The following is a 24,770-nucleotide window of genomic DNA, read 5'->3' as shown; positions in this document are numbered from 1 at the left end:
CCTAGCGAGCCTCCTGCGCCGAGAGCCTGTCGACCAGCGTGCGCACGATCCGCGCCGCGGCGTCGGGGATCACCGTCCCCGGCCCGAAGACGCCCGCCACGCCGCGCTCCTCGAGATAGCGGTAGTCCTGCGGCGGGATCACCCCGCCGGCCACGACGAGGATGTCCCCGCGGCCCGCCGCCCCGAGCGCGTCGAGCAGCTGGGGCACCAGCGTCTTGTGGCCGCCCGCGAGCGACGAGACGCCGACCACGTGGACGTCGTTCTCGACGGCGTGCCGGGCCACCTCGTCCGGCGTCTGGAAGAGCGGGCCGATGTCGACGTCGAACCCGAGATCCGCGAAGGCGGTCGCGATCACCTTCATGCCCCGGTCGTGCCCGTCCTGCCCCATCTTGGCGACCAGGATGCGCGGGCGGCGCCCCTCGAGGGCGGCGAACTCGCGGACGAGCGCCTCCACCTCGCGGCCCGCGCCCGCGTCGCGGATCTCCGCGCCGTACACGCCGCTGACCGCGCGCACCGGGGCCTCGTAGCGCCCGAAGACGCGCTCCAGCGCCTCGGAGATCTCGCCGAGCGTCGCGCGGCGGCGCGCGGCGTCCACGGCCAGCGCGAGCAGGTTCCCCTCGCCCGTCGCGGCGGCGCGCGTGAGCGCGGCCAGCGCCTCGCCCACCGCGGCCTCCGCGCGGGCCGCCTTCACGGCGCCGAGCCGCGCGACCTGGCGCTCGCGCACCGCGGTGTTGTCGACCTCGCGCAGCTCCAGCGGCGCCTCCCGCTCCAGCCGGTACGCGTTGACGCCGACGATGATGTCGCGCCCCGCGTCGATGCGCGCCTGCTTGCGGGCCGCCGCCTCCTCGATGCGCATCTTGGGCAGACCGTTCTCGATCGCCTTGACCATGCCGCCCAGCGACTCCACCTCCTGGATGAACTGCCACGCGCGCCGCGCCAGCCGGTCCGTGAGGCGCTCGACGTGGTGCGAGCCGCCCCACGGGTCGATGACGCGGCAGACGTCGGTCTCCTTCTGCAAGAAGAGCTGGGTGTCGCGCGCCACCTTCGCCGAGAAGTCCGAGGGGAGCGCCAGCGCCTCGTCCAGGGCGTTCGTGTGCAGCGACTGGGTGCCGCCGAGCACGGCCGCGAGCGCCTCGATGGCCGTGCGCGTGATGTTGTTGAACGGGTCCTGCTCGGTGAGGCTCCAGCCCGACGTCTGGCAGTGCGTCCTGAGCGCCATCGACTTCGGGCTCTTCGGCTGGAAGCCCTTCACGATCTTCGCCCAGAGCAGCCGCGCCGCCCGCAGCTTGGCGATCTCGGTGAAATGGTCCATGCCGATCCCGAAGAAGAACGAGAATCGGCCGGCGAAATCGTCGATATCCATGCCCGACGCGATGCCGGTGCGCAGGTACTCGAGGCCGTCGGCGAGCGTGTACGCGAGCTCCAGCTCGGCCGTCGCCCCCGCCTCCTGCATGTGATAGCCGCTGATGCTGATCGAGTTGAACTTCGGCATCTTCTCGGCCGCGAACCGGAAGATGTCGGCGACGATCCGCATCGAGGGCGCCGGCGGGTAGATATACGTGTTCCGGACCATGAACTCCTTGAGGATGTCGTTCTGGATGGTCCCGGAGAGGAGCTCTGCCCGCACGCCCTGCTCCTCGGCGGCGACGATGTAAAACGCCATGACGGGGAGCACGGCGCCGTTCATGGTCATCGACACGCTCATCTTGTCGAGCGGTATCTGGTCGAAGAGGACCTTCATGTCCTCCACGGTGTCGATGGCCACGCCGGCCTTGCCCACGTCGCCGACCACGCGCGGGTGGTCCGAGTCGTAGCCGCGGTGGGTCGCGAGGTCGAAGGCCACCGAGAGCCCGGTCTGCCCGCCGGCCAGGTTGCGCCGGTAAAACGCGTTCGACTCCTCGGCCGTCGAATACCCGGCGTACTGGCGGATCGTCCACGGGCGGACCACGTACATGCTCGTATACGGCCCGCGCAGGAACGGCGGAATCCCGGCGGTGAAGCCGAGGTGCTCGAGCGGCGCGCCGCCCTCCGGGGCCGCGGCCGGCGCGGGGAGCTCCGCGGCGCCGTCGATCTGCCGCAGCGCCGCCCGGGCGAGGCTCCGGGTGAGCTGCTCGACGTACCAGCAGCCCGCGGCCGGGCTCCCCCCGGCCTCGAAGTGGGCCTCCTCGCGGAGGATGACCCGGGCGTTGCCGAGCAGGCGCTCGGGCGGCGTGATCACCACGTCGTCCGCGCCGCCGGCCACGGCCGCCATCATCGCCACGATGCCGCGGAGCAGGTTCTTGTGCGGCTCGTCGCCGGGCACGGCGGCCGACGGGATGACGGCGGTGACGGTGGCGCCCGGCCGCAGGCGCTCGGCGAGGAGGCGCGCGGCGCGGAGGCGGGCGATCTCGAGGAAATAGCTGCAGCCGAGCGTGAAGCGCAGCTCCGGCGCGCCGCCCCGGAGCTCGGCGACGAGCGACTCGACGAGCGGCCCGCCCTCCGCCGCGGGGAGCGGGGGGCTGTCCGGCGCGAAGATCGGCGGCACGAGCAGCCCCTCGGCGCTCGCCCAGGAGAGATCGTCCGCGGTCTTGCCCTTGAGATCCCGCGCGAGCGCCTGTCGCCACGTCTCCAGCGCGGCCGGCGCGAACTCGGAGAAGAGCCTGTCATCCATGGGACTCCACGACCTCGATGAGGTGGCCGAACGGCGCGTCGTCGCGCGACTTCGGGTGCATGAAGAAGATCGTGGTGCCCCGGGAGCCGGGCCGGGGCGCCGCGTCGATGATGCGGAAGCCCCGCGCCTTGAGCTCGTCGAAGGCCGCCTGGACGTCGCCGACGCGGTAGGCGACGTGCGCGAAGCCGCCGCGGCCGCCGTTCTTGTCGATGAGCTTCTGCACGGGCGACTCGGCGGAGAGCGGCTCGAGGAGCTGGATGTGGTTGTCGCTGTCGCCGACGCGGAGCATCACCTCGCGGACCTGATCCGTGCCCCGGACCTCCTCCCGGTGCACCTCGCGGAAGCCGAGCAGCTCGTAGGCCTTCACCTGCGCGTCGAGCTGCCCGGCGGGCACGGCCATGGCGACGTGGTCGATGAACAGAAAGCCGGGAATCTGGTCCTTCATGCGCCTTCCTCCAGGTCAGCGAGCGGCATCGAGCAGCGACGATGTGGGGCGATCGCCCCCGTGAAAAGCAGAACGCGGGAGAAATGTGAAGCCTCCGGGCTCACCGGACCCGCCACGCCGGGTGCTCGTCCCCGACGGCGGGCGCCGCCACGAGGCCGTTCTCGGCCGCCCCGTCGTCGCTCTCGGGCTCGCATAGGTACACAGCTATCGCGCCGAGCGGCTGCTCGGTGTCGATCCGCGACCACCCCTCCGGGGCGCGCCGGGCCTCCGCCCGCCACTCGACCGCCGCCTCGCCGACCTGGGCCGCCTCGAGGATCGCGCGGCCGTGCTCGGCGCCGAGCGACGCCACCCGGGCGACCTCGACGTCGTGCACCCCCTCGGCCGGCGCGACGCGGAGCCCGTGCCGGCGCAGGGCCTCGGCGATCGCCGGCGGCACGAGGTAGGCCCGCGGCCGATCGACCACGGTGGTCCCGACGAACCGCGCGAGGTGCGGGATCCGTACGGTGACGGGCTCGCCGTCGAACGACCGCGGGCTGCGCGTGAGGACGTCGATCGGGGTCGCGGTCGGCTCGAGGCGGTAGCGGACCGCGACGCGATCCGGCGGCCGGGCGCTCGAGGCCACGACCTCGCGGATAGCATCGGCGTGGGCGGCGGCCCAGGAGAGGGTCTCGATCTGCCACGCCGACGCGGTCTGGACCCGCTCCTCGAACGAGAGGTAGCTGTAGCACTCGAGCAGCAGGTCGAGCCGGCCCGTGAGCCCGCGGTAGTTCGAGCCGAACCGCGGGTGGTGCGGGTACGTCATCCAGCCGAGCCCGACGGGCGCCGCCGGATCCGCGTCGCCGCCCGCGTCGAGCGCGCGCTCGTCCTCGACGAAGTTGCCGTACCAGCCGCTCTCGAAGCCGCGCTTGCGCACCGCGGCCATCACCTCGGGGACCAGGCGGTCGCGCACCATCGCGATCGGCTCGGCGCGCCCCGACTCGGCGGTGTGCGGCACGTCGACCGTCATGTGGAACCGGTGCACCGAGCCGTTGGTCGCGTGGTTGTCGATGGTGAGATCGGGCGCCCACGGGATGCACACGCGCTCCTGGAGCAGGCGCATCTCGGGCGCGGCCTGGCGGAGGTAGTCGCGGTTCAGGTTGATGCCCTGGCTCTGCGTCCGGGTGCCGACGACGGGGCCTGGCTGGCCGGTGAGCTTCTTCAGGTCGAGGCGGCGGTTCTGCGGGTCGAGCGCGTCGTTGCCGTCGGGGTTGAACAGCGGCGCGACGAGGAGCACGAGCGTGTCGAGCCAGTCGGGGTGCCGGCCGTCGAGCAGGTCGCGGACGAGCGCGAGGCTGGCCTCCTTGCCCTCCACCTCGCCCGGATGGATCCCGTCGAGCATCAGCACCACCGGGCGCCCGGCGCGGCGCGCCTCGGCCGGGGAGCGCACGCCGTCCTTCGACAGCACGAGCAGCGGCAGCTCCCGTCCGCCCGGGCTGGTCCCGAAGGTCGTCACGGCGAGGCGCGGGTCGTCGCGGGCGTCCAGCGCGCGGACGAACCGCATTACGTCGGCGTGGAGGGATGTCTCGCGAAATCCGGTGGCTTCAGCGCGGGTGAGGAGCATGAGCCCGATCTCTACCGCGCCGCTCGCCGGACGGGACAGCTATCGGCACCGGGCGCGCCTTGTGGGAAGAGACGCGAGGAGCCGGGAAGAGAGCGCGCGCGTGGCTGTTGCACGCGCTAGGCTCGAAGCGTGGGTCCCCTCTCGGCGGGCCGGCGAGGACAGCGCGAGGACAGGATGAGCACCAGCGAAACCAGGGCGATCACCCGTGAGCTCAAGCTGCATGCGGCGCTGCTCGGAGGCGTCGTCGCGCTCCTCTGGGCGATCGAGATCCTCGACATGGCGGTGTTCCACGGATCGCTCGATGCCCTGGGAATCCGTCCTCGGACGATCCCGGGCCTCGTCGGGATCGCGCTCGCGCCGTGGCTGCACGGCGGGTTCGCGCACCTCATCGCGAACACGGTGCCGTTCGTCGCGCTCGGCTGGCTGATCCTGCTCCGCAAGAAGAGCGACCTCGCCCTCGTGACGCTCCTCTCGGCGCTCGTGGGCGGCCTCGGGGTCTGGCTCATCGGGTCGAGCAGCTCGGTGCACATCGGCGCGAGCGGCGTCATCTTCGGGTATTTCGGCTTTCTGCTGCTCCGCGGCTGGTTCGAGCGGAGCCTCCTCTCGATCGCGCTCTCGCTGGTGGTCGGCTTCGTCTACGGCGGGATGATCTGGGGCGTGCTCCCGACGCGGGTGGGCATCTCCTGGGAGGGCCATCTCTTCGGCTTCCTCGGCGGCGTCCTCGCCGCGCGCCTCCTCGGCGGCCGCCTGCGCGCGCAGGCCGCCGGCGCCGCGAGGCGCCCGATGTCGACGCGATGAGGCGTCCCGCGCTCCGTCTTCCCGTCCTGAGCGCGGAGGAGCGGCTCGCCGCGCTGCACCGCGAGCTCGAGGCGTGCCGCGCCTGCCCGAAGATGATCGGCCCGGTGGTCCACGGTCCGCCCGTCCCGAGCCGGATCCTGCTCATCGGCCAGGCGCCCGGCCCGCGCGAGGGCAGCCTGGGGCGCCCGTTCGCGTGGACCGCGGGCCGCACCCTGTTCCGCTGGTTCGAGGCGGCGCTCGGCGTGCGCGAGGACGAGCTCCGGCGGCGCGTCTACATGTCGGCCGTCGCGCGCTGCTTCCCCGGCAAGGCGAAGGGCGGCGGCGACCGGAAGCCCGATCCCGAGGAGATCCTGCGCTGCCGGACGCACCTCGCGCGCGAGGTGGGGATCCTGGAGCCGAGGCTGATCCTGCCGGTGGGCAGCCTCGCGGTGGAGCAGGTGCTCGGCCACCGAGGTCCGCTCGCGGGCGTGATCGGCGAGGCGCGCCGGGCGCGCTTTCACGGCGTCGAGGCCGACGTCATCTGCCTGCCGCACCCGAGCGGCGCGTCGACCTGGCACAGGACCGAGCCGGGGATCTCGCTCCTCGGCCGCGCGCTCCGCCTCATCGCGGAGCACCCCGAGGCCGCGCGCGCGTTCGCGGGCGCCGCGCCCGCTGCCGCGGCGGCGTCCGACGAGCCGCGGTAGGCGCGCGGAGACGCGCGGAAGACGCGCGGAAGACGCGCGGCCCCCCCGCCGAACATGCGCGGAAACCGCGCGGAGAGGCCTCTCCCGACGAAGCGCGGACATCCTGTCGAGGACGGCCAGGCCGACAGCTCAGGAGGCGCGTCGACAGCACGAAACGCGCGACAACTCCGTCGGGCGTGCGCCGTATTTCGTACGTGACGACGCGCAACGACGCGCAACGACGCGCAACGACGACCGCGCACACCGCGGTCGCGGCGTCTCCGCAAAACGGATTGTCATTTTGGCAGGATGCGCCAATGTACAGGTCGCCGACGTGTCCACTTTGGCAGAGCAGCACCAGAAGCCCTGTGATCCATGCGGTGGATCCGCCGGAGGGCGGGTGGCACGAGGCTCGCATTGACAGGCAGCAAAGGCGCTGGCGGCGGGCGGGCGCTCGCGAACGAGGCAGGTAGCACCATGTTGAAGATCCTCCGGAAGTTGAATGAAGGCAGCCTCCTCCAGCGCACCATGATGCATATCGCGGTGTTCGTCGCCGGATCGGCGAGCGTCGTGGGGCTGACCAGCGTGCTGCTCGTGTCGACCGCGAAGGCCGTGCTGCCGCCGCACGACGCGACCGAGGCCGGCGCAGACTCGGCGGATGCGGAAGCGGAGAAGGGCGAGAAGGGCGCGGACGCGGAGCCGGGCTCGCCGGAGGCGGCGGCGCGCCCCGCCGGCGCGAGGGCCGGGTCGAAGGCCCTGGCGCGTGTGGCGAATCGCCGCGAGGGCGCGGTCGCGCAGTGACGGCCGCGCCGGCGCGGCCGCTCGAAGGGGCGCCGCCGGGGAGGACCGCGCCGCGATCCGTACAGCTTCTCCTGGTGTAGGTCGTTTCGCCTCTTCTGGGCGTCGTGGGGCGCCGCCGGGCAGCGCCGGCTGGATCGGCGCGGCGCGCGCGTGGTAGCACCGTCGCCGATGACCCAGCCTCCGAGCCCCCTCGCCACCCCGGTCGCCTGGGAGATGGTCGCCGACGACTACGCCGTCGACATCGTCCCCCACTTCGAGAGATACGCCGCCGACGCCCTCCGGCTCGCCGGCGTCGACCCGGACGCGCGCGTGCTCGACGTGGCCGCCGGGCCAGGCACCCTGTCCCTCCTCGCCGCCAGGAAGGCGCAGGTGACCGCCCTCGACTTCTCCCCGGCGATGGTCGAGCAGCTGCGCGACCGCGCCGCGCGCGCAGGGCTCGCGGTGGACGCCCGCGTCGGCGACGGCATGGCGCTGCCCTTCGAGGACGGCGCCTTCGACGCCGCCTTCTCGATGTTCGGGCTGATGTTCTTCCCCGACCGCGACCGCGGCTTCCGCGAGCTCTTCCGGGTGCTGCGCCCGGGTGGCCGGGCCGTCGTCGGGAGCTGGGCGCCGATGGACCGGTCGCCGATCATGGACGAGCTCTTCTCGGCGCTCCGCGCCGAGCTGCCCGGGCTGCCCTTCGGCGAGGGCAAGGCGCCGCTCGGAGATCCGGCGGAGTTCCGCGCCGAGATGGAGGCCGCGGGGTTTCGCGACGTCTCGGTGCGCGAGGTCGAGCACGCCTGGGAGGCGGCCTCGACCGAGGAGCTCTGGGGCTCGATGCGCCGGAGCAACGCGCCGCTGGTGCTCCTGCGGGACAAGCTCGGCGAGGCGCGCTGGGACGAGCTCGGCGAGGCGATCCTCGCCCGGCTGCAGGCGCGGTTCGGCGAGGGTCCTCAGCGCCTCGGGATGGTCGCCAACCTGGGCGCCGGAACGCGCTAGCTCCACCCACCAGGAGTCCGGTCAGGGATCCGGAGAGCGCGAGCTCGACGCAGAGGCGCAAAGGCGCGCTCCCCGACACGGGCTCACTGTGTCCGCGCGACCACGGCGAGAAGGGTGTCGAGCTCGAGCGGCTTCTTGAGCAGCGCGCACGCGTCCAGGGTGGCCGCTTTGGCTTCCAGCGCGTCGACGCCCGACAGGATCGCCACCGGGATGTTCGCCAGCGCGGGCTCCTGTCGCTTGAGCGCGAGAAACTCCCAGCCATTGATCTCCGGCATCATGAGGTCGAGCAGGATGATGCTCGGGCGGAGGCCGCGGCGGAGCAGATCCAGCGCCACCGAGCCATTCTCCGCGCAGACGACCTCGTAGCCGAACGCCTGCAAGAGCTCCTTCACGACAGAGCGAAACCCGCTGTCGTCGTCGACGAGCAAGACACCATCGCGAGGATCATCCTGCGGGCTCATCGGGACCTCCGGCCGGCGGGGACACCTCGGTCGGCAGCGCGTGGCGGCGCGGGCGCAGGGGGAGGTCCACGATGAAGGCCGCCCCCGCGCCGAGCTCGCTCTCTACGCGAATCGAGCCACCATGGGCGTCCACGATCCGGCGGCTGATGTACAGGCCGAGGCCGAGACCGCCGTAGTGCTGCGCCGAGACGCCTCGCTCGAAGCGTTCGAAGATGTACGGCACGCAGCTCGCGTCGATCCCGATACCGCGATCGGCGACGACGAGCTTGGCCATCTCGCCGTCGGCCGCGACGCTGATCTCGATCGGCTTGCCCCTCCCATACTTGATGGCGTTCAGCACCAGGTTCGTCACCACCTGCTCCAGACGGGCCCTGTCCCACGAGCCGACCACGGGAGCGTCGGCCCGCCATGTCACCGTACTTCCGGATTGCTTCAGCTCCACGTCGAAGTCCTCCACGACCTCTCGCGAAAGCGCCCGGAGATCGACGTCTTCCAGCTTCAGCTCGAGCTTGCCTGCCTGGATCCGGGCCACGTTGAGCAGATCTTCGATGAGCCTGACGAGCCGCCGGCACTGCCGATCGGCCATCCCGGCCAGCCTCTGCGCGCCGGCGGGGAGCGCCGTCGCCTCGCGCATCAAGCCTTGCACGGCGAGCTTCAGGCCCGCGATGGGGGTATAGAGCTCATGAGAGGCGATCGACACGAAATCGTCGCGCATCCGCACCGCTGCCTCGGCGGCGGCCCGGGCCCTCTGCTCTTCCTCCAGGAGCAGGGCGCGCTCCGCCTCGATCTTCTTCCGCTCCGTGATGTCCGTGGAGATGCCGCCCACCGCGTACGGGACGCCGGCAGCGTCGCGCAGAGGGAACTTGATGGCGAGATAGGTGTGCACGCCATCGTCCTGAGGCATCACCTCCTCGTCTTCCAGCGCCGTCCCAGCGAGGATCGCCCGCTGGTCGAAGGCGCGAAGCGCCTCGGCGTGCTCCCGGGAGAACACGTCACGGTCGCTCTTGCCCACGATGGCCTCGCGCGTGATGCCGAACAGCTCCTCGAAGCGGCGGTTGACGAGGATGTAGCGCCCCTCGATGTCCTTGACGGAGACGATGGCCGTCGAGCTGTCCATGATGGCGCGCAGGAGCTCCTGGCTCGCGCGCAACGCCTCCTCCGCGCGCCTGCGCTCCTCCGCGACCTTCCGCAGCGCCGCCTCCGTCTGCTCGTGCTCCGCGATCTTGCGCCTGAGCTGGGCGTTGGCGTGGCTGAGCTCGGCGGTGCGCTCGGCGACCTGCTGTTCCAGCCGCTCTTTTGCCCGGGCTTCTTCGGTCAGGCGAGCCTCGAAGGCGAAGATGGATTTCAGGTCCACCTCGATCACATCGCGACACTGCGCCACGAGCGTCTGATAGGTCTTGCTGTACTGGTTCGCGCGGTCATCCAGCACGCAGATGGTTCCGAAGATGTCCCCCGTGGGCCAGGCGATCGGGAAACCGAGATAGGATATCATCCCGAGCTTGGCATCCGGATTCGACTCCCACTGCTCGTCCTTCAAGGCGTCAGGGACCAGCAGCGGCGATCGGGTCTTCATCACGGTCTCGCAGTAGAGCCCGGTGTCGAGGCGCGCGCGTTCGTTGGGCTCATAAGGGTTCCCCTTCGACTCGCTGGAGACGCAGACGACGATCTCGGGCGGCTCGACCCTCATGATCAGGGCGGCCGGGACGCGCAGGATCTCCGCGAGGAGATCGGTCATCTCCTGCCACTTGCGAGCGATGTCCGTCGGAATGTCGATCGCGACCGTGCTCGATCGGCTCCTTCGGCCGCTCGCCGGCGAAGAGGTGTTCGTCCCGAGGTCGTCCGCGCGCTGCTCCGGCGGGCAGCCGGAGGCGGCCTCATGCGGCCCGACGCCTGCGCGCTCAGCGCGCTCCGAGGGCGCGGGCTCGCCCAGCCCCGGGCGGTGGGCATGGTCGACAGCGAGCGCGCCTCGCTCTGTGTGATCGTCGGTCCCGGTACGCATGAGCCCCCACGATGACGAATCGTGCGAAGGGCCATCAGGTTGTCAAGGTGGGCGCGACGGCGCCGCTCCTGAGGACGCAGCGCGACGAGCCGGCCGGCGATCGAGCCCTACCCTGGCTCGCCCTACCCTGGCTCGCCCTACCCTGGCTCGCCGCCCAGGCGCCCTTCGGAGAGCGGCGAGGACGCCCTCGCGTTGATGCGCTGGGCAACTGCGCAGCGCTCCGGCAGGCTCATCAAGCGCGCCCTCGACCGCGAGGCGCTGCTCGCGATCGGGCGCGGAACCGGTTGAAATTGTTCCTCGACCAAGGCATCTTCGGGAAGGGATCTCTGACGGCCCTTCCTCGCTTTCCGCGGGGCAGCGCTTCGGAACGGGGCGGCGGCGAGGTGTTCGTTGTCTGCGGGGCGGCCCATGGCGCCTGTCGCAGCGCGGTCCTCCGTCTCGATCTGCCTTTGCACCATCGCGATGAGGGTTGCGCCGCGACCGTACCTGGAGCCTGCCGGGTGACGGCCAGCCCAGACGCCTGTTCGAGGAGTCCACCATGGTACCGCTCAAGCAACTCATCGGCTCGCCCATGGATCCTGCGCGGTTCGTCAGGATCGCGATCGCCGCGTCGGCCGCGCTCTCGTCGGCTCATCGCGCCGAGCCCCACGGGGATGTCCGGCCAGGCACCCTGCTCGTGGACGAGGGCAGCGGCACGGCACAGCTCGTCGGCCCGGCCGCGGAGGAGGGCGTCGCGGGGCAGCAGAGCGGCCGGCACGCGGTCGCGCCGGAGGCGCTGCCTTACATGGCGCCCGAGCGGACGGGCCGCACCAGCCGGGCGGCAGACCATCGGACCGATCTCTACTCGCTGGGCGTCGTGTTCTACGAGCTGCTCACCGGAGCTCTGCCGTTCCAGGCCGAGGGTGTCATCGAGTGGGTGCACTGCCACATCGCTCGACGTCCGCGCCCGATATCGGAGCACGCGCCGCGCCTGCCCGCGCCCATCCGCGACATCGTGATGAAGCTGCTGGCCAAGATGCCCGAGGACCGGTACCAGACGGCGGCCGCGCTGGGGCGGGACCTCGCGCGCTGCCTGCGAGCGCTCGAGTCCGGACAGGAGCTCTCCTCGTTCCCCCTCGGCGCGGGCGACGTCCCCGAGCAGCTCCGCATTCCCCACAAGCTCTATGGCCGCCACGCCGAGATCGCCTCGCTCTCCGCGGCGTTCGATCGCGTCTGCTGCGCGGCGGGCGCGCCGGAGCTCGTGCTCGTCGTCGGGAACCCCGGCATCGGCAAGTCCGCCCTGGTGGACGAGCTCCATCGCCCGGTGGTCCGCCGGCACGGCCTCCTCGTCTCGGGCAAGGCCGATCAGTACGAGCGCGGGGTCCCCTACGCGGGGATCGTCCAGGCGCTCGATCGGTTCGTGCAGCGGATGCTCATGGAGAGCAAGCCGCGGCTCGCCGAGTGGCGGCGGCAGCTCCTCCACGCCGTGGGCGACGACGGGCAGATCATCCTCGACATCGTCCCTCGCCTGGAGCGGGTCATCGGCCCACAACCGCCGGTGGAGCCGCTGCCGGGCAGCGAGGCGAAGGGCCGGTTCGAGCGGGTCTTCCGGGCGCTCTTCGGGGCGATCGCGAGCGCGGAGCACCCGGTCGTGCTCTTCCTCGACGACCTCCAGTGGGCGGACGCCGCCAGCCTCTCGTTCCTCGTCAGCCTCCTGTCGCGCGGCGAGATCCGCCACCTCCTGTTCATCGGCGCCTACCGCGACAACGAGGTCGGGGCCGGCCACCCCCTGAGCGCGGCCATCGACGAGATCCAGAAGGCCGGCGTCCGCACCGAGCGCGTCACGCTCGAGCCGCTGTCCCGGGAAGACGTCGCGGAGCTCGTCGCCGACGCGCTCCGGTGCGGCGCCGAGGAGGCCCGGCCGCTCGCCGGGTTGATCCACGACAAAACCCACGGCAACCCGTTCTTCGCGACCCAGTTCCTCAAGATGCTCGATCAGGACGGGCTGGTCGTCTTCGACCCGGAGCAGCTCGTCTGGCGCTGGGATCTCGCGAAGATCGAGGCCGCGCGCCTGACCGACGATGTCGTCGAGATGGTGCTCCACGAGCTCCGGCGGCTGCCGGAGACGGCGATGCTCCCGCTGCGCCTGGCCGCCTGCATCGGCGGGGAGTTCGAGATGGACACCCTCGCCGCCGTCTGCGAGGCGCCGCAGGCCGAGCTCCACGAGCGCCTCGCGCCCGCGGTCCAGAGCGGGCTCCTCCTGCGCTCCGGCGGCGGGTACGCGTTCCTCCACGATCGCGTCCAGCAGGCCGCCTATCTCCTCACGCCGGAGGCCGAGCGGGCCGACGTGCACCTGCGGATCGCGCGCGCGCTCAAGGCGCGTTCCGCGGAGCTCGGCGACGAGCTCTTCGCGATCGCCAACCAGTACAACCTCGGCGCCGCCCACATCTCCGACCCGGAGGAGCGCAGCGCCGTGGCCGAGCTCAACCTCGCGGCCGGCAGGAGGGCCAAGGCATCCTCGGCGTACGGCGTCGCGGCCGGGTACCTCACGGCCGGCGCGGCGCTGCTCGACGAGGCGAGCTGGCGCAGCGATCACGAGCTCATGCTGGCGCTCCACGGCGAGCTCGCCGAGTGCGAGCACCTCTCCGGCAACGGCGCGGAGACGCGCCGCCTCTGCGCGCTCCTCCTGGAGCACGGCCGGACCCGGCTCGACAAGCAGCTCGCCTACAGGCTCCTCATCGAGCGGAGCACGGCCGAGCTCGCGATCGGCGAGGCGATCCACGCGTGCGTCGACTGCATGCGCATGCTCGGCATGGACATGCCGACGAGCGCCTCGGACGCCGACGTCGAGGCGGAGTTCGAGCGGATCTGGGCGGCGATCGGCGACCGGCCCATCGCGTCCCTCGCGGATCTGCCGCCGATGACCGATCCCGAGATCCTGGGCGCGGTGACGGTGCTCAGCGTCACCTACGTCCCGGCCTGGTACTACGACCAGACGCTGGCGCACTGGATGATGGCGAGGACGATCTACCTCAGCGTCCTCCACGGCAACGCCGGCCCTTCGGCGATGAGCTACGCGACGGCCGCCATGGTCCTCATGCCGAGGTTCGGCGACTACCGCCGTGGCTACGAGTTCGCGAAGATGGGCCACGAGCTCGCCCACCGCACGGGGACGCCTTATTGGCAGAGCATGATCAGCGCCGCGCTCGGCTCCTACGCGGCCGTGTGGTTCGAGCCCTTCGGCCGCTGCGTGCAGTACCTGGAAGAGGGGCTCTCGGCGGGGCGCCGCTCGGGGAACGTCACGTTCATCACGGTGAACAGCGTGCAAGGGCTGTCGCTGATGATCTCCTCGGGGCGCCGGCTCGACGAGGTGTACCGGGAGAGCGAGCGGCTGCTCGACATCACCGGCGGCGTGGAGCGCAGCATGACCGCGCCCATCATCGTCGGCATGCAGCGGGCGATCCAGTGCCTGCGCGGCCTCACGGCGAGCCTCTCGACGATGAACGGCGGCGGGTTCGAGGAGGAGGCGTTCGAGCAGGCCAATCCCCCGAGCTCGCTCATGGCCTTCTACTTCTATCACGGCCGCAAGATCCAGGTGCGGCTCCTCGCCGGGGAGGTGGAGGAGGCCGTGCGGCTTTCGGAGCGGTTCAAGCCGTTCCTCTGGAGCATGGGCTGCCAGGCCCTCCTCGCCGAGTGCACGCTCTACATCACGCTCGCCCTGCTCGGCCATTTCGACGACGTGGACGAGCAGAAGCAGCGCGAGTACAGGGCCGAGATCGCGGCGAACGAGGGGCTGCTCGCGGTCTGGGCGGAGAACTGCCCCGCGAACTACCGCGCCATGAAGCTCCTCGCCGGGGCCGAGATCGCGCGGGTGGAGCGGAGGGCCGACGACGCCCTCCGGCTGTACGACGAAGCGGCCGAGTCCGCGCGCGAGCACGGGCTCGCGCAGATCGAGGCGCTCTCCAAGGAGCTCGCGGGCCGCTTCTGCCTCGCCCGGGGCCTCGGCTCCATGGCCGGAGCGCTGCTCCGCGACGCGCGGGCCTGCTACGCGCGCTGGGGCGCCGACGGGAAGGTCCGCCAGCTGGAGCAGCGCTATTCGCGGCTGCTCTCGGCCGATCCCGCCCGCGCCAGCGCGGCGTCCGGCGCGCAGCTCGACCAGATGGACGTGCTCACGGCCGTCAAGACGTGTCAGGCCATCTCGTCCGAGATTGACCAGGACAGCCTGCTGTCGACGCTGCTCCGGATCGTGGTCGAGCACGCGGGCGCCGAACGCTGCCATTTCCTGGCGGCGAGCGGGGATGCGCTGCTGATCGCGGCGTCGGCCGAGGTCGGCGAGGAGGGCGTCGACGTCGCGGTGCGCTCGCCGCGCGTCGCGCTCGACGCCGGGCGCCTGCCGGAGTCGATGATCCAGTATGTCCAGCGGACGCACGAGCAGATCATCCTCGACGATCCGGCCGCACAGTCGCTGTTCTCCGGAGATCCGTACGTCGCGCGGGTGCGGCCGCGGAGCGTGCTGTGCGCGCCCGTCCTCCGGCAGTCGGCGCTCGTGGGGGTCCTCTACCTGGAGAACAACCTCACGCTGGGCGCGTTCAGCGCGCGGCGGCTCGGGCTCCTCCAGCTCATCACGGCGCAGGCGGCGATCTCGATGGAGAACGCTGCGCTCTACAACGCGCTCCGGCTGGAGAACGCCGAGCGCCGCCAGACGGAGGGCACGCTGCGCGAGAGCCAGGAGCGGCTGCGCCGGTTGCTGGAGGAGCGCGAGGCCTCCGCGGCGACCCTGAGCGAGAAGCTCGCGATCATCGAGCGGCAGCAGCAGGCCATCAGCAGCCTGTCGACCCCGATCATCGAGGTGTGGGACGGCGTGCTGACGATGCCAGTCCTGGGCGACATCGACGCTCGCACCGCCGCTCACATGATGGAGGCCTTGCTCGACGCGATCGTCCGCAAGCAATCCCGGCACGTGATCGTGGACGTGACGGCGCTCCAGTCGGTGGACAGCGCCACGGCCGATCACCTGATCCGCGTGGTGCGCGCGGCGAAGCTGCTCGGCTCGGAGGGGATCATCGTCGGGATCCGGCCCGAGGTGGCGCAGACCATCGTGTCGATCGGGCTGGACCTCGCCTCGGTGGCGACGCACGCGAACCTGCGGCAAGCCCTCCTCCGGTGCATGATCCGCGACAAGATGAACGGCTCGCCCGCGCCGGGGCCGGCCGTCGCCTAGGACGCCGAGCGGGTCAACGGACGATCACGCGCACCGGAGAGCCGGGCAGCCCCTGCAGCCCCACCCGCACCGGCTTCTTGGACACGAGCTCGAAGCTGTAGCGCCGCAGCAGCGTGCCCAGGATCAGCTTCATCTCGTACAGCGCAAAGGCGGCCCCGATGCAGCGCCGATTGCCGCCGCCGAACGGCAGAAATTCGAAGGGGGAATAGGTCCGCTCCAGGAATCGCTCGGGACGAAACACCTCCGGCTCCGGAAATACCGCGGGATTGTGGTGGGCCCAGATGATCTGCGCGAACACGCCTGCTCCGGCCGGCAGCTCGTAGCCCGCGATCTGCATCGGCGCGTTCAGCTTGCGTCCCACCCCCGGGCTGGGCGGGCGCAGGCGCAGCGTCTCGTTGCACACCGCCTCCAGATACGGCGCCTTGGCCAGCGCCTCGGGCTCCGGATCCGCGCCCAGCGCCGTCAGCTCGTCCTGCAGCCGGCGCAGCGCGGCGGGCGCGTGTCCGAGAAAATAGAGCACCCAGGAGAGCGCGGCCGCGGTCGTGCTGTGCCCCGCGAAGAGCAGCGTGTGCAGCTGCTCGAAGATCTGCTGATCGTCGAGCGCCGTCCCGTCTTCCTGGCGGGCTTCCAGGAGCAGGCTCAGGATGTCGGTGCGCTCGGCGGGCTCGGCGCGGCGGCGGGCGATCTCCGGATCGAGGAAGCTGCGCAGGTCGCGGGTCGCGCGCTGCCTGCGCGCCCACGGGCCGAAGCCCCGGAACTCCCGGCGCAGCCAGGGAATGATGAGGGTGATGGTCAGGCCGAAGGAGAAGCTCTTGCGCAGCTCCTCGAGCAGCTCCTCGAGGCGCGCCGCTTCCGCCGGTGTGGTGACCCCGAACACGAGGTGGATGATCGTCTGCAGCGAGAGCTTGTGCATCAGGTCCTGCGCCACAAGCTGCAGGCCCGGCTTGAAGTCCCGGGAGCACTGCAGGGTCAGGTCGCATATCTGCTTCCCATACAGGCGCATGCGCTGTCCGTGAAACGGCGGCATGAGCAGCTTGCGCATGGCCGCGTGCCGCGCGCCCGAGAGCGAGAACAGCGACGACTCTCCCACCGCCGCGGTGAAGCTCTCGCCCAGCATCTGGTCGAGGTTTTCCGGCGGCACCGCGAACACGGAGCGCAGCCCCTCCACGCTGCCGGTGGCCAGCACCGGTTTGCCGTTCATCTTCGGGCACGACATCGGATCGCCGTAGCGCTCCCGCATGCGCAGCGTGTAGCCGATCGGGTCGAGCATCCCCTGAATGTTCACCAGGATGTTGTTGCTGGGGCCTTTGGGCAAAGTGGTCATGGGGCGCGTCCCTTCGGTTGTACGGCTTCCGCTGTTCGATGCGGGTGACGTGGGCGCTGAATCGCTGGCGATCGCCGATCGTCCCCCGTCGATGTGGATCGTTCCGGGCTCGATCGCGGGGCGGGATCCTCCGCGAGATCGCCCGCCCCGTCAATCCGACCGCCGGAGCTCGCCGGCCGCGCGACCCCGCCGCCAGCTTCGGGATCGACGACGCCGCGATCGAGGAATTCCGGCTCAGCGCCGAGGAGGCTTGTCGCGGGCATCGGACGATGATGAAGGACGCTCCGAGCGCATGTCTGGCGGAGAGAGAGCGGCCGGTGGCCGACTCCGTGCTTCGTCGTGTCGCCAGAGAGGAGCTGCCTCGCTCGTCACGGCCGACGAAGCGTTCCGGAGCGGCGGCGGCGCCTGGATTACCAGCTACGCCGCGCGATCCGATCGGCGAGCGCCTTTCGGGCGGCCTGCAGCCTGCGGGCGGTGGTGGCCGGGTTCAGGCGGTGCGCCCTGGCGCAGGCGGTGATGGTCTGGGGACCTGCCGCGGCGAGGAGGAGCTCGCCGTCCTGCGCAGGCAGCTCGACGAGCGCGCGGAGCGCGGCGCGGGCCAGGAGCCTCCCCTCCAGGTCGACGCAGCCTTCGCCGACCAGCGCGCGCGGGTCGTCGACCGGGACCTCCCGGCGGACGCGGGCGCGCCCCAGGTGATGGCCCGCCTGCCGCCATGTGATGCCGCGCAGCCAGCCCTGGAGCGCGCGGCGCGGATCGGCCCGCGGATCAGGGCGGTATCTGCCCTCCTGGACGGCTCTCCAGGCGGCCATGAGCACGTCCTGGAGCACATCCTCGCGATCGCGCGCGTGGACGCCGCAAGCGGCGAGCACGGCCGCGATCAGGCGCCGCTCCGCGACGAGGGCGCCGATGGACGGCGAGACCGCGGGACGGCGCGGCGTCGAGCGCGCCGGAGCGGGCGGCGCACCGCGCTCGCGACGGCTCATCGGGAGATCCGGCGCGCCGCGCCTCGGCCGGCCGCCGGCAGGCAGCGGGGTGAGCGTTCGCGATGGAGCGTGGGTATTCCGGCGGCACGCCGCAGTACGCCGCTGTTGCGTTCCAGGGTGATCCATCGCTGCTCGTCGAAGGACGCGTCCATGCGCGCGAGTTCCCCGACGATCTCGCGCTTCGCTGCAAAATCGATCAGGCACGCTCGTTTTCACGCACGTGGCGCCGACGCGGCGCTCGCGCCGGCGCGGTGACAGATCGAGCGCGATCTCGGCGGAAGGGGCCAGAGGGAGACAGCGAGCGGGTTGAGAGGCCTCAGGGCGCCATGGACGGGTCGTGGTCAACTTTGCCCAGGGAGAGTCCACATGAAGGCGGGAAGGCGGGAAGATCATTGATGTTTTCTCCCCGCCTTCCCGCCTTCATGTTCAAATTCGACCACTACCCATGGACGCCCGCCGGAGAAGCAGATCTCCTGGTGCTCACGGTGCCTTGACGGCTCTCTGTTCCGATCGAGGACGCGAGCGGGCGTGGGGGCGTGGGCTCGTCTTCACGGTGCGCCGTTCAACGCGCCCTCGATGGCGGGCAGGTAGGCGCTGCCGGGGAACGCCGCGCGGAACCGGGCGGCGCGCGCCGCGGCCTCGGCGCGCCGGCCGGTCTGGTCCAGCGCCTGGATCGCCAGGGTCTCGCGTTGCTGGGCTCGCGGGCTGCGCGGGTAGCTCCGCGCGTGGCGGTCGAGCGCCTCGAGCGCCTCGGTCGCCCTTCCCGCTCCGAGCGCGGCGATCGCGCGCTGGATCAGGGTCAAGTCGGTGTCCATCGGCGGGACGGCCGCCTTCGCGCCGGTCGCGGCGGGCGGCGCCTGCGCGGGCGCCGCCGAGGAAAACGCCGCAGGGACGTCGGCGAGCGCGGCCGTCGCGCCCGCGCTGGCCGGGACCGCCGCGAGCACGTCGCCGCGGACGAGGGCGCTCTCCGGCGGGGCGGGGCGCGGCAGGGCCGCGTAGAGCGCGCCGGCGCCGGTGCCGGCCCCGCCCAGGAACAGCGCCGCGCCTGCTGCGGCGAGCTTCGCCCGCGTGACCCGGATGCCTGCCCGCGCGAGGCTCGCCGGGGCGCGGCGCGCTTCCCACCCCAGGACGGCCTCCGCCGCGGCGTCGCCGGGCGGGAAGGCGCGCGCAGCCTGGCCGGCCGGCGCGCCCCCGTCGCCCTCCGGGAGGGCGAGCCGCGCCTGAAGCCGCGTCCAGAGCAGCTCGCCGAGGCCTTCCGGCAGGCCGAGCCGGGCGTCCCCCAGCTCGATCAGCAGCGGCCCGTGGGCCAGGGCGAGCGGCGCCAGGGCGGAGCGCGCGTGCACGCCGAGCGCGTCGCGCTCCCTCGCGCCGAGCCGCATGACCGCGGCCGCGAACTCCTTGCGGGCCCGCCGCAGCCGGTCCCACGCGGTGTTCTCCGGGATCTCGAGCGCTGCGGCGATCTCCCGCATCTCGATCCCCTCGAGCTCGTACAGGAGGAACACGACGCGCCGGTCGCCCTCGATGCGCTGGACGAGCGCCCGGACGATCCGCTGCGTCTCGGCCTGCGCGAACCGCTGCTCCGCGTCGTCGCTCGGGTCCGCGACGTCGATGCGCTCGGCCTCCGAGCGCGCGAGCAGCTCCCGCCGGTTCCGGGAGAGCCGCTGGTGCCGCAGGGCGAGGTGCGACGCGATGCTCGCCACCCACGCCTTCATGGAGAAGCGAGGGTCGTAGTCCCCGAAGCGGCGGTGGACGACGAGAAACACCTCCTGGGCCACATCGCGCAGGTGCCTCGCCGGGACCCCCATCCGCCAGAGCACCCGGAGGACGTACCGGAGCAGGCCCGTATAGACCTCCTCGAAGGACGGCCGCGGGGGCGGCTCGGGCGCCGCTCCGGCGCCGGCGTCGGCTGCCGGTCCGGCGTCGGCGTCGGCTGCCGGTCCGGGGTCGGCGTCGGCTGCCGGTCCGGGGTCGGCGTCATGGGCGGGGGCCAGCGGAGGCCGGGGGGGTTGAGGCTCCGTCATCGCCGCTTCTTCCCGCGAGGCGGGCCGGATTGTGGCGAAATCGTACGCGGGGCAGAAAAAAGAACAGGACCGGGGGCCGTGCGGTCCGCCGGCTGCGCTTGCAGCCGCCTCGCTCGCCGACGCCCGCCTGCCGCTTACGTGGCGTCTCCGTGTTCCGTTGCGAAATCAACCAGGCGCGTCGGGGACCGGGCGTCCATGCGGCTGCCACGGGCTCTCGGTGCGATGGGTCTGCTTGTGACCGGGGTTCACTCGGCTGAAGCGGGCGGCACACGATTTTCTTGCGCAGGAGATCGCGAGAAAGAAACGATGATTCTCGGAACGTAACCCTGCGAGCCACCATGACCCCGCGAGCCTGCATGAGCCTGAGGGGGCTTCTCGCGTCCTTCTTGATGTGGTTTCCTGCCGAGGCGCTGGCGCCATAGCGCTGCGCGCGCGACGGCTGCGCCGCGGAATGACTGAGGTGAGACGATGAGGCGATGGGCTCGACGGGTGACGGGCGGGATGGTGATGGGGTCGGGCGCCACGGCCGTCGTGCTGGGGACCTGGGCTGGTGGCTGCTCAACGGGCGAGGACTGGCTTTGCCCCTGGGATCCCGTGCCTGGGTTCTACGACCATCCATGCCTTGTGACGGAGGAGCCCGTGGATGGCGGCGATGGCGCCGACGCGTGCGGCGACGCCGGTCCTGACGCAGGCGACGCCTGCGCGGACGGGGATGCCGGCGCCGATTTCGACAGCGCGACGGTCCCCGAGCTCGACCCCGGCACGCCGGCGGCCTGTCCGGGACAATGCGTGCCGAGGGAGCCGTTCGGCTGGTCCGAGCCGGCGCTGCTCTGGATCGGCCCGCAGGACCGAGCACCGGACTGCCCCGCCGCCGCGCCCATCGTCGCCTTCGAAGGCCGCGCGGACTTCACGGCGGGGGCATCGCGCCCGTGCCCGGCCTGCCTGTGCGACCCGCCGGACGCGTCGTGCGAGCTACCGGCGGCGTGGAGCACCTACGCCAGCTTTCCCTGCGGCGTCCCCGGCGCCGCCGAGACGCCGTTCGCTGCTCCCGGAGGTTGGGACGGGTCCTGCACCTCGGCCGGCGCGATCGACGCCGGACAGATGTGCGACGGCGCCCTGTGTGCGCAGTCGCTCCAGATCCCGACCCCCCGCGTCCTCCCGGGGAGCTGCGCGCCCAGGATCGCGGAGGAACCCGAGGAGCCGGAGGAGCCTGAAGGCGCCGGGAGCTTCGCGATCTTCGCCCGGGCGTGTACCGGCACCGCGTTCGCGCCGTGCGCCGATCCCGGGATGACCTGCACCCCGGCGCCGCCGGCCGGCGATGCCGCGCCGCCCGAGGGGTTCCTGACGTGCATCCACCGCGAAGGAGAGCGGGACTGCCCGGCGACCTACCCGGACCGGCACGTCTTCTACGCGGGCGCCGAGGACACGCGCGGCTGCGCCCCGTGCGGCTGCGCCGAACCTACCGGGGGCACCTGCAGCGTCCTGGCGTCGGCGTTCAGCGATGGGGCGTGCTCGGAGCTCGCCGTCGGCGTGGTGGTGAGCTCCGCGGCCCCCTTCTGCGGCGCTATCTCCCCAGGGACGGCGCTCAAGAGCAAATCCGCGAGCGTCGTCCGCCTAGAGCCGGGCACCTGCGCGCCGACGGGCGGCGAGCCGACCGGCGGCGTCGCGTTGCTCGGCGCAGCGACGCTCTGCTGCCGCCCTGAGCCGATCCCTGATCCGGTACCTGCCTGAGGCAGGTGGACCTGGGCTCTCACGGCCGCGTCCACGCGGACACCTCATCCACGTCCTTCAGCACACGCGATGCTCCCGGCCAGCACGCGCGACGCTCCCGGCCCGCGTGCGCCGATCGGCGAACCATCGAGGCAGATTAGAACGAAGCGACGAGGTGCAAGCCTCCCGTCGTGGAGGTGCCGGCCCCGGACAAATGCTCGCCGCCACCGAGATGAACCGTGGGACGCCCGAGGTTGGCCACGAACTCGCCAGTGAGCCGGGCCGCAAGGTAGGACGAGAACGGCACCTCCACGCCGCCGCGCAGCCCGAGCCCCACGTAGGGCCGTAACGCCTCGCCCGCGACGTTCACCCTGCCGAAGTGCCGCACGCGGCCCGCCGTGACGAGGCCGCAGCCGAAGAACCACGCCACGTGCCCACAGGGGACGACCGAGCCGCCGAGCGAGGACACGCCGTAGATCCTGCCCCGATACGGCTCGGAATCGACCGGCGGGTCCACGCGTCCCTCCAGCGACAGCGAGAACGCCTCCCAGCGGGCCCCCACGAACCCCGAGAACCCGACCGCCGGGGCCGGCGCAAATCCTTCGCCGATCAGCGCCCCTACACCGACCTGAAGGCGCAGCCCGGCCAGCGCGGCGTCACGGCGCTCCTCGGGCCGCGCCGGTGCGGCGGGCCTGCACGGCAGGGCCGGCGGGGCTGGCGCCGCGGCCGGCGCGCGCGGCGGCCCCGCCGGCGCCGCTCGCGAGGAGGCAGCCTCTGGCGGCCCCGGCGCGGAGGCTGCCTCCGACGGCTCCGGCGCGGAGGCTGCCTCCGACGGCGCCGTCCCCTCCGGCGCCGTCCCCTCCACCGCCGTCTGCGACGGCGCCGGCTCCCGCGCCGGCCGCACCGGCCGCAGCACGATGGCGAGGGCGGTGCCGACGTCCTCCACCAGCGCCCCGCAGGCCGCGCTCGTGAGCTCCTGGCCGCCGAGCCGCCGACCATCGCCGTCGTACAGCGCGATCTCCCCCAGGAAATGCCGCCCCTTGCGCCCGAGGACCACCTCGACCCGCCGGCCGCCGCCGCCGTCCACGAACGGGTCGGTCCCGCCGAGCTGCGCGGCGACGACGTCCCGGAGCGCCTGCTCCTCGGGGCACCCCTCCGCGCCCGGGCCGCGCGTGTAGGACAGCCGCGCGCCGCCCGGCGGGACCTGACCGAGGGCCGGCGGCGCGGCCAGCACCAGGGACACCGCAAGACTCCACCCGATGGCGTTCAGACGTGGATGGCGCAAAGGACTCCGCTCGAGCGTCAGGCAAGGGCCGCAGGTCGATGGCGAGGGGCCACGGCCGGCTGCGACCTGCACCGACTGGAATTACGGACCACGACCCGCATCCGGCAACGGATTTTTCCGGGCCGCGGCGACCCGCCACGCCCGCGCCGGCGGGCGCCGGAGGCCTCGAGGTCTGCCGGACGGGTCGATCACCCGTTCCGGGAGGCCTCCCGGCCTCCCCAGCAGGTCGACGACCTCCGGAAAGAGCCCGATCGGCCCGCGCCACCACGACGGCGACCCGCTCCGGGAAGCCCGGGGGTATCTCCGAGCGCGCTGGCAACCTGCCGACGAACCCCTTCGGTATCTCCGAGCATGCTGGCGACCTGCCGACGAACCCCTTCGGTATCTCCGAGCGGGCCGGCAACCTGTCGAGGACCCCTCGAGGCGGGTGGTCCACCCTCGCCCCTCCCCCGCCCCCGCCCTGCTCCGGGATGCAACCGGCCCATCCCGCCCGCGTCAGGCCGGCAGTGCTCACGATTGAACATGAAGGCAGGAAGGCGAAGGCGGGGGGAAAGCTCAATGATCTTCCTGCCTTCCCGCCTTCATGGGAGCTCTCTCCGGGCAACTTCGAGCACGACCGTCAGGCCCGCGCTCCAGCACCTCCGTAGATATCCGCTGAGCTGCGCACCAGCGCAGTCGATAGCACGTTAACGACGACAGGCGCGCTGGACGTGGGAGAGGGCGATGCTCATCGTGCCACGATGGACTCAACGTTCGATGCTTCGATCTACGTTCGCGCTCCCATCATCAACATCGCCAATGGCGTGACCCTCGCCAACGCGCTGGTCGCAGCCTGTCCGGAGGCGGCGCCGGAGAACGTCGCCAAGGCGTGTACGAAGCTGAAGGCCGCCGGGGAGGCAGGCCAGAAGGCGCTCACCGCGCGCCGCCGGGTGAACGGCGCCCTGTCCGAGGACGACGTGCGGGGGCTCGACCGGGAGGCCGACGCGAGCTTCGGGGCGCTGCGCATGCGCCTCATCGCGACCTCGATGCTGCCCGAGGCGCGCTTCCCGCAGGCGCGGCGCGCCGGAGAGCTGGTCAACGAGCTCTTCGGCGATGACGGCCTTTCGTTCCTCACGGCCGAGTACTCCGTGCAGAACACGGTCATGGCCTCCATCCTCGCGCACATCGAGGAAGCGGGCCTGAAGCCGGAGATCGACGCGCTCGCCGGGCCCGAGTTCCTCGAGCAGATCGGCAACGTCCTGCCGCGCTACGACGCGATGGTGCGGGACAAGCTCCAGAAGGAGGCCGCCGCGACATCGAACCTCGCCACGCACGTGCGCGCCATCCAGACGGCCATCGTCAATTACGCGACAAAGGTCGCCGCCATGGTCGACGAGGACGAGCCCGCGACCGTCGAGGCCGTCCGGAAGGCCCTCCGCCCGCTCGACGTGCACCGCGAGGCCGGCGCGCGGCGGTCCCAGGGCGGCGCCAAGGGCGAGGCCGCGAGCGGCGCCAAGGGCGAGGCCACGAGCGGCGCCCCGCCCGCGCCGGCCGCCCCGCCGGCGACCGGCGCGGCCGCCGACGGCGCCGGCGAGCCGGCCTGAAGAGCTGCGCGCGCCGGCAACCAGCAGGCCTGTGCCGGGGAGGAAAGCAGCCGAGGCCCAGGTTCCGGGGGGTCCAGCGCAGCCAGGAGCACCAGCAGGCACTGCGCCGACGCGAGCGGGAAGGTTCGCTGGGCATGCGTACGCGCGACCCCACGACCCGAGCGAACCGGTCGTAGCCCGACGAGAGCACCCTTCGGAGTAGGCGCGCCCGTCAAGAGCTGTTAGGGTCGAGATAACTACTGCCGGGAGGGCTCCTCCGTGTTCGCCCGC

At 72.2% G+C, this 24,770-nt stretch carries 16 protein-coding genes; 7 read left to right on the top strand and 9 right to left on the bottom strand.

What is annotated here, in order from left to right; all coding sequences use genetic code 11:
* Window position 1: 1 nt before the first annotated feature.
* The 3 genes from scpA to WME98_RS41070 all read right to left on the bottom strand — a co-directional run bounded on the left by scpA (window position 2) and on the right by WME98_RS41070 (window position 4,695).
* A complete protein-coding gene (gene scpA / locus WME98_RS41080; protein ID WP_437947115.1) occupies window positions 2-2,650 on the bottom strand; it encodes a methylmalonyl-CoA mutase in 2,649 nt (882 codons plus the stop codon).
* Complete coding sequence (locus WME98_RS41075) at window positions 2,643-3,095, bottom strand: VOC family protein (protein WP_437947114.1); 453 nt, start codon at window positions 3,093-3,095, stop codon at window positions 2,643-2,645. Before WME98_RS41075 ends, scpA begins: the two co-directional genes overlap by 8 nt.
* A 100-nt stretch (window positions 3,096-3,195) precedes the next feature.
* Window positions 3,196-4,695, bottom strand: coding sequence for a M14 family metallopeptidase (locus WME98_RS41070; protein WP_437947113.1), 1,500 nt, complete (start codon window positions 4,693-4,695; stop codon window positions 3,196-3,198).
* 174 nt (window positions 4,696-4,869) lie between these two features.
* Here WME98_RS41070 and WME98_RS41065 point away from each other — a divergent pair, with 174 nt between their 5' ends.
* The 4 genes from WME98_RS41065 (at window position 4,870) to WME98_RS41050 (ending at window position 7,934) form a co-directional block, all read left to right on the top strand.
* Window positions 4,870-5,493, top strand: coding sequence for a rhomboid family intramembrane serine protease (locus tag WME98_RS41065; protein ID WP_437337990.1), 624 nt, complete (start codon window positions 4,870-4,872; stop codon window positions 5,491-5,493).
* The gene (locus WME98_RS41060; protein WP_437947112.1) at window positions 5,490-6,176 is read left to right on the top strand and encodes a uracil-DNA glycosylase family protein; all 687 of its coding nucleotides are present in this window, start codon (window positions 5,490-5,492) and stop codon (window positions 6,174-6,176) included. Before WME98_RS41065 ends, WME98_RS41060 begins: the two co-directional genes overlap by 4 nt.
* A gap of 456 nt (window positions 6,177-6,632) precedes the next feature.
* The gene (locus WME98_RS41055; protein WP_437947111.1) at window positions 6,633-6,956 is read left to right on the top strand and encodes a hypothetical protein; all 324 of its coding nucleotides are present in this window, start codon (window positions 6,633-6,635) and stop codon (window positions 6,954-6,956) included.
* Window positions 6,957-7,124: 168 nt separating this feature from the next.
* Entirely contained in the window at window positions 7,125-7,934 is an 810-nt protein-coding gene (locus WME98_RS41050) for a class I SAM-dependent methyltransferase (protein WP_437947110.1), read from the top strand.
* 83 nt (window positions 7,935-8,017) lie between these two features.
* Here WME98_RS41050 and WME98_RS41045 read toward each other — a convergent pair whose 3' ends face one another.
* On the bottom strand, window positions 8,018-8,395 hold the full coding sequence (locus WME98_RS41045) for a response regulator (RefSeq protein ID WP_437947109.1): 378 nt from the start codon (window positions 8,393-8,395) through the stop codon (window positions 8,018-8,020).
* Window positions 8,379-10,130, bottom strand: a complete 1,752-nt coding sequence (locus WME98_RS41040; protein ID WP_437947108.1) for a PAS domain-containing sensor histidine kinase — start codon at window positions 10,128-10,130, stop codon at window positions 8,379-8,381. The genes WME98_RS41045 and WME98_RS41040 overlap by 17 nt, the downstream gene beginning before the upstream one ends.
* A gap of 802 nt (window positions 10,131-10,932) precedes the next feature.
* Between WME98_RS41040 and WME98_RS41035 the strand changes: the two genes are divergently transcribed.
* Window positions 10,933-15,594 carry an AAA family ATPase gene (locus tag WME98_RS41035; protein ID WP_437947107.1) on the top strand — a complete coding sequence of 1,554 codons (4,662 nt, stop codon included), beginning with the start codon at window positions 10,933-10,935 and terminating at the stop codon, window positions 15,592-15,594.
* 13 nt (window positions 15,595-15,607) lie between these two features.
* On the opposite strand, the gene WME98_RS41030 is transcribed toward WME98_RS41035, so the two are convergent.
* The 3 genes from WME98_RS41030 to WME98_RS41020 form a co-directional block, all read right to left on the bottom strand.
* Entirely contained in the window at window positions 15,608-16,864 is a 1,257-nt protein-coding gene (locus tag WME98_RS41030; RefSeq protein ID WP_437947106.1) for a cytochrome P450, read from the bottom strand.
* 464 nt (window positions 16,865-17,328) lie between these two features.
* Window positions 17,329-17,901, bottom strand: coding sequence for an RNA polymerase sigma factor (locus tag WME98_RS41025; protein ID WP_437947105.1), 573 nt, complete (start codon window positions 17,899-17,901; stop codon window positions 17,329-17,331).
* Window positions 17,902-18,449: 548 nt separating this feature from the next.
* Complete coding sequence (locus WME98_RS41020) at window positions 18,450-19,922, bottom strand: RNA polymerase sigma factor (protein WP_437947104.1); 1,473 nt, start codon at window positions 19,920-19,922, stop codon at window positions 18,450-18,452.
* A gap of 468 nt (window positions 19,923-20,390) precedes the next feature.
* Here WME98_RS41020 and WME98_RS41015 point away from each other — a divergent pair, with 468 nt between their 5' ends.
* Entirely contained in the window at window positions 20,391-21,653 is a 1,263-nt protein-coding gene (locus tag WME98_RS41015) for a hypothetical protein (RefSeq protein ID WP_437947103.1), read from the top strand.
* 136 nt (window positions 21,654-21,789) lie between these two features.
* Here the strand turns inward: WME98_RS41015 and WME98_RS41010 are convergent, their stop codons facing one another.
* Window positions 21,790-22,875: a hypothetical protein gene (locus tag WME98_RS41010; protein ID WP_437947102.1), complete on the bottom strand. Its 1,086-nt coding sequence runs from the start codon at window positions 22,873-22,875 to the stop codon at window positions 21,790-21,792.
* A 782-nt stretch (window positions 22,876-23,657) separates the two neighbouring features.
* On the opposite strand from WME98_RS41010, the gene WME98_RS41005 reads away from it, so the two are divergent.
* Complete coding sequence (locus tag WME98_RS41005) at window positions 23,658-24,500, top strand: hypothetical protein (RefSeq protein ID WP_437947101.1); 843 nt, start codon at window positions 23,658-23,660, stop codon at window positions 24,498-24,500.
* Window positions 24,501-24,770: the final 270 nt, after the last annotated feature.

The sequence above is a fragment of the Sorangium sp. So ce296 genome, from assembly GCF_051529605.1.
GTDB classification, from domain to species: domain Bacteria; phylum Myxococcota_A; class Polyangia; order Polyangiales; family Polyangiaceae; genus Sorangium; species Sorangium cellulosum_D.
Note: the sequence above shows the minus strand (reverse complement) of the source record. Positions and strands in the feature narration are given on the sequence as shown.

What these genes read in the sequence shown, in the direction of transcription:
- scpA (WP_437947115.1), bottom strand. Translation starts at nt 2,650, where the DNA reads ATGGATGACAGGCTCTTCTCCGAGTTCGCGCCGGCCGCGCTGGAGACG.
- WME98_RS41075 (WP_437947114.1), bottom strand. Translation starts at nt 3,095, where the DNA reads ATGAAGGACCAGATTCCCGGCTTTCTGTTCATCGACCACGTCGCCATG.
- WME98_RS41070 (WP_437947113.1), bottom strand. Translation starts at nt 4,695, where the DNA reads ATGCTCCTCACCCGCGCTGAAGCCACCGGATTTCGCGAGACATCCCTC.
- WME98_RS41065 (WP_437337990.1), top strand. Translation starts at nt 4,870, where the DNA reads ATGAGCACCAGCGAAACCAGGGCGATCACCCGTGAGCTCAAGCTGCAT.
- WME98_RS41060 (WP_437947112.1), top strand. Translation starts at nt 5,490, where the DNA reads ATGAGGCGTCCCGCGCTCCGTCTTCCCGTCCTGAGCGCGGAGGAGCGG.
- WME98_RS41055 (WP_437947111.1), top strand. Translation starts at nt 6,633, where the DNA reads ATGTTGAAGATCCTCCGGAAGTTGAATGAAGGCAGCCTCCTCCAGCGC.
- WME98_RS41050 (WP_437947110.1), top strand. Translation starts at nt 7,125, where the DNA reads ATGACCCAGCCTCCGAGCCCCCTCGCCACCCCGGTCGCCTGGGAGATG.
- WME98_RS41045 (WP_437947109.1), bottom strand. Translation starts at nt 8,395, where the DNA reads ATGAGCCCGCAGGATGATCCTCGCGATGGTGTCTTGCTCGTCGACGAC.
- WME98_RS41040 (WP_437947108.1), bottom strand. Translation starts at nt 10,130, where the DNA reads ATGACCGATCTCCTCGCGGAGATCCTGCGCGTCCCGGCCGCCCTGATC.
- WME98_RS41035 (WP_437947107.1), top strand. Translation starts at nt 10,933, where the DNA reads ATGGTACCGCTCAAGCAACTCATCGGCTCGCCCATGGATCCTGCGCGG.
- WME98_RS41030 (WP_437947106.1), bottom strand. Translation starts at nt 16,864, where the DNA reads ATGCTCGACCCGATCGGCTACACGCTGCGCATGCGGGAGCGCTACGGC.
- WME98_RS41025 (WP_437947105.1), bottom strand. Translation starts at nt 17,901, where the DNA reads ATGAGCCGTCGCGAGCGCGGTGCGCCGCCCGCTCCGGCGCGCTCGACG.
- WME98_RS41020 (WP_437947104.1), bottom strand. Translation starts at nt 19,922, where the DNA reads ATGACGGAGCCTCAACCCCCCCGGCCTCCGCTGGCCCCCGCCCATGAC.
- WME98_RS41015 (WP_437947103.1), top strand. Translation starts at nt 20,391, where the DNA reads ATGAGGCGATGGGCTCGACGGGTGACGGGCGGGATGGTGATGGGGTCG.
- WME98_RS41005 (WP_437947101.1), top strand. Translation starts at nt 23,658, where the DNA reads ATGGACTCAACGTTCGATGCTTCGATCTACGTTCGCGCTCCCATCATC.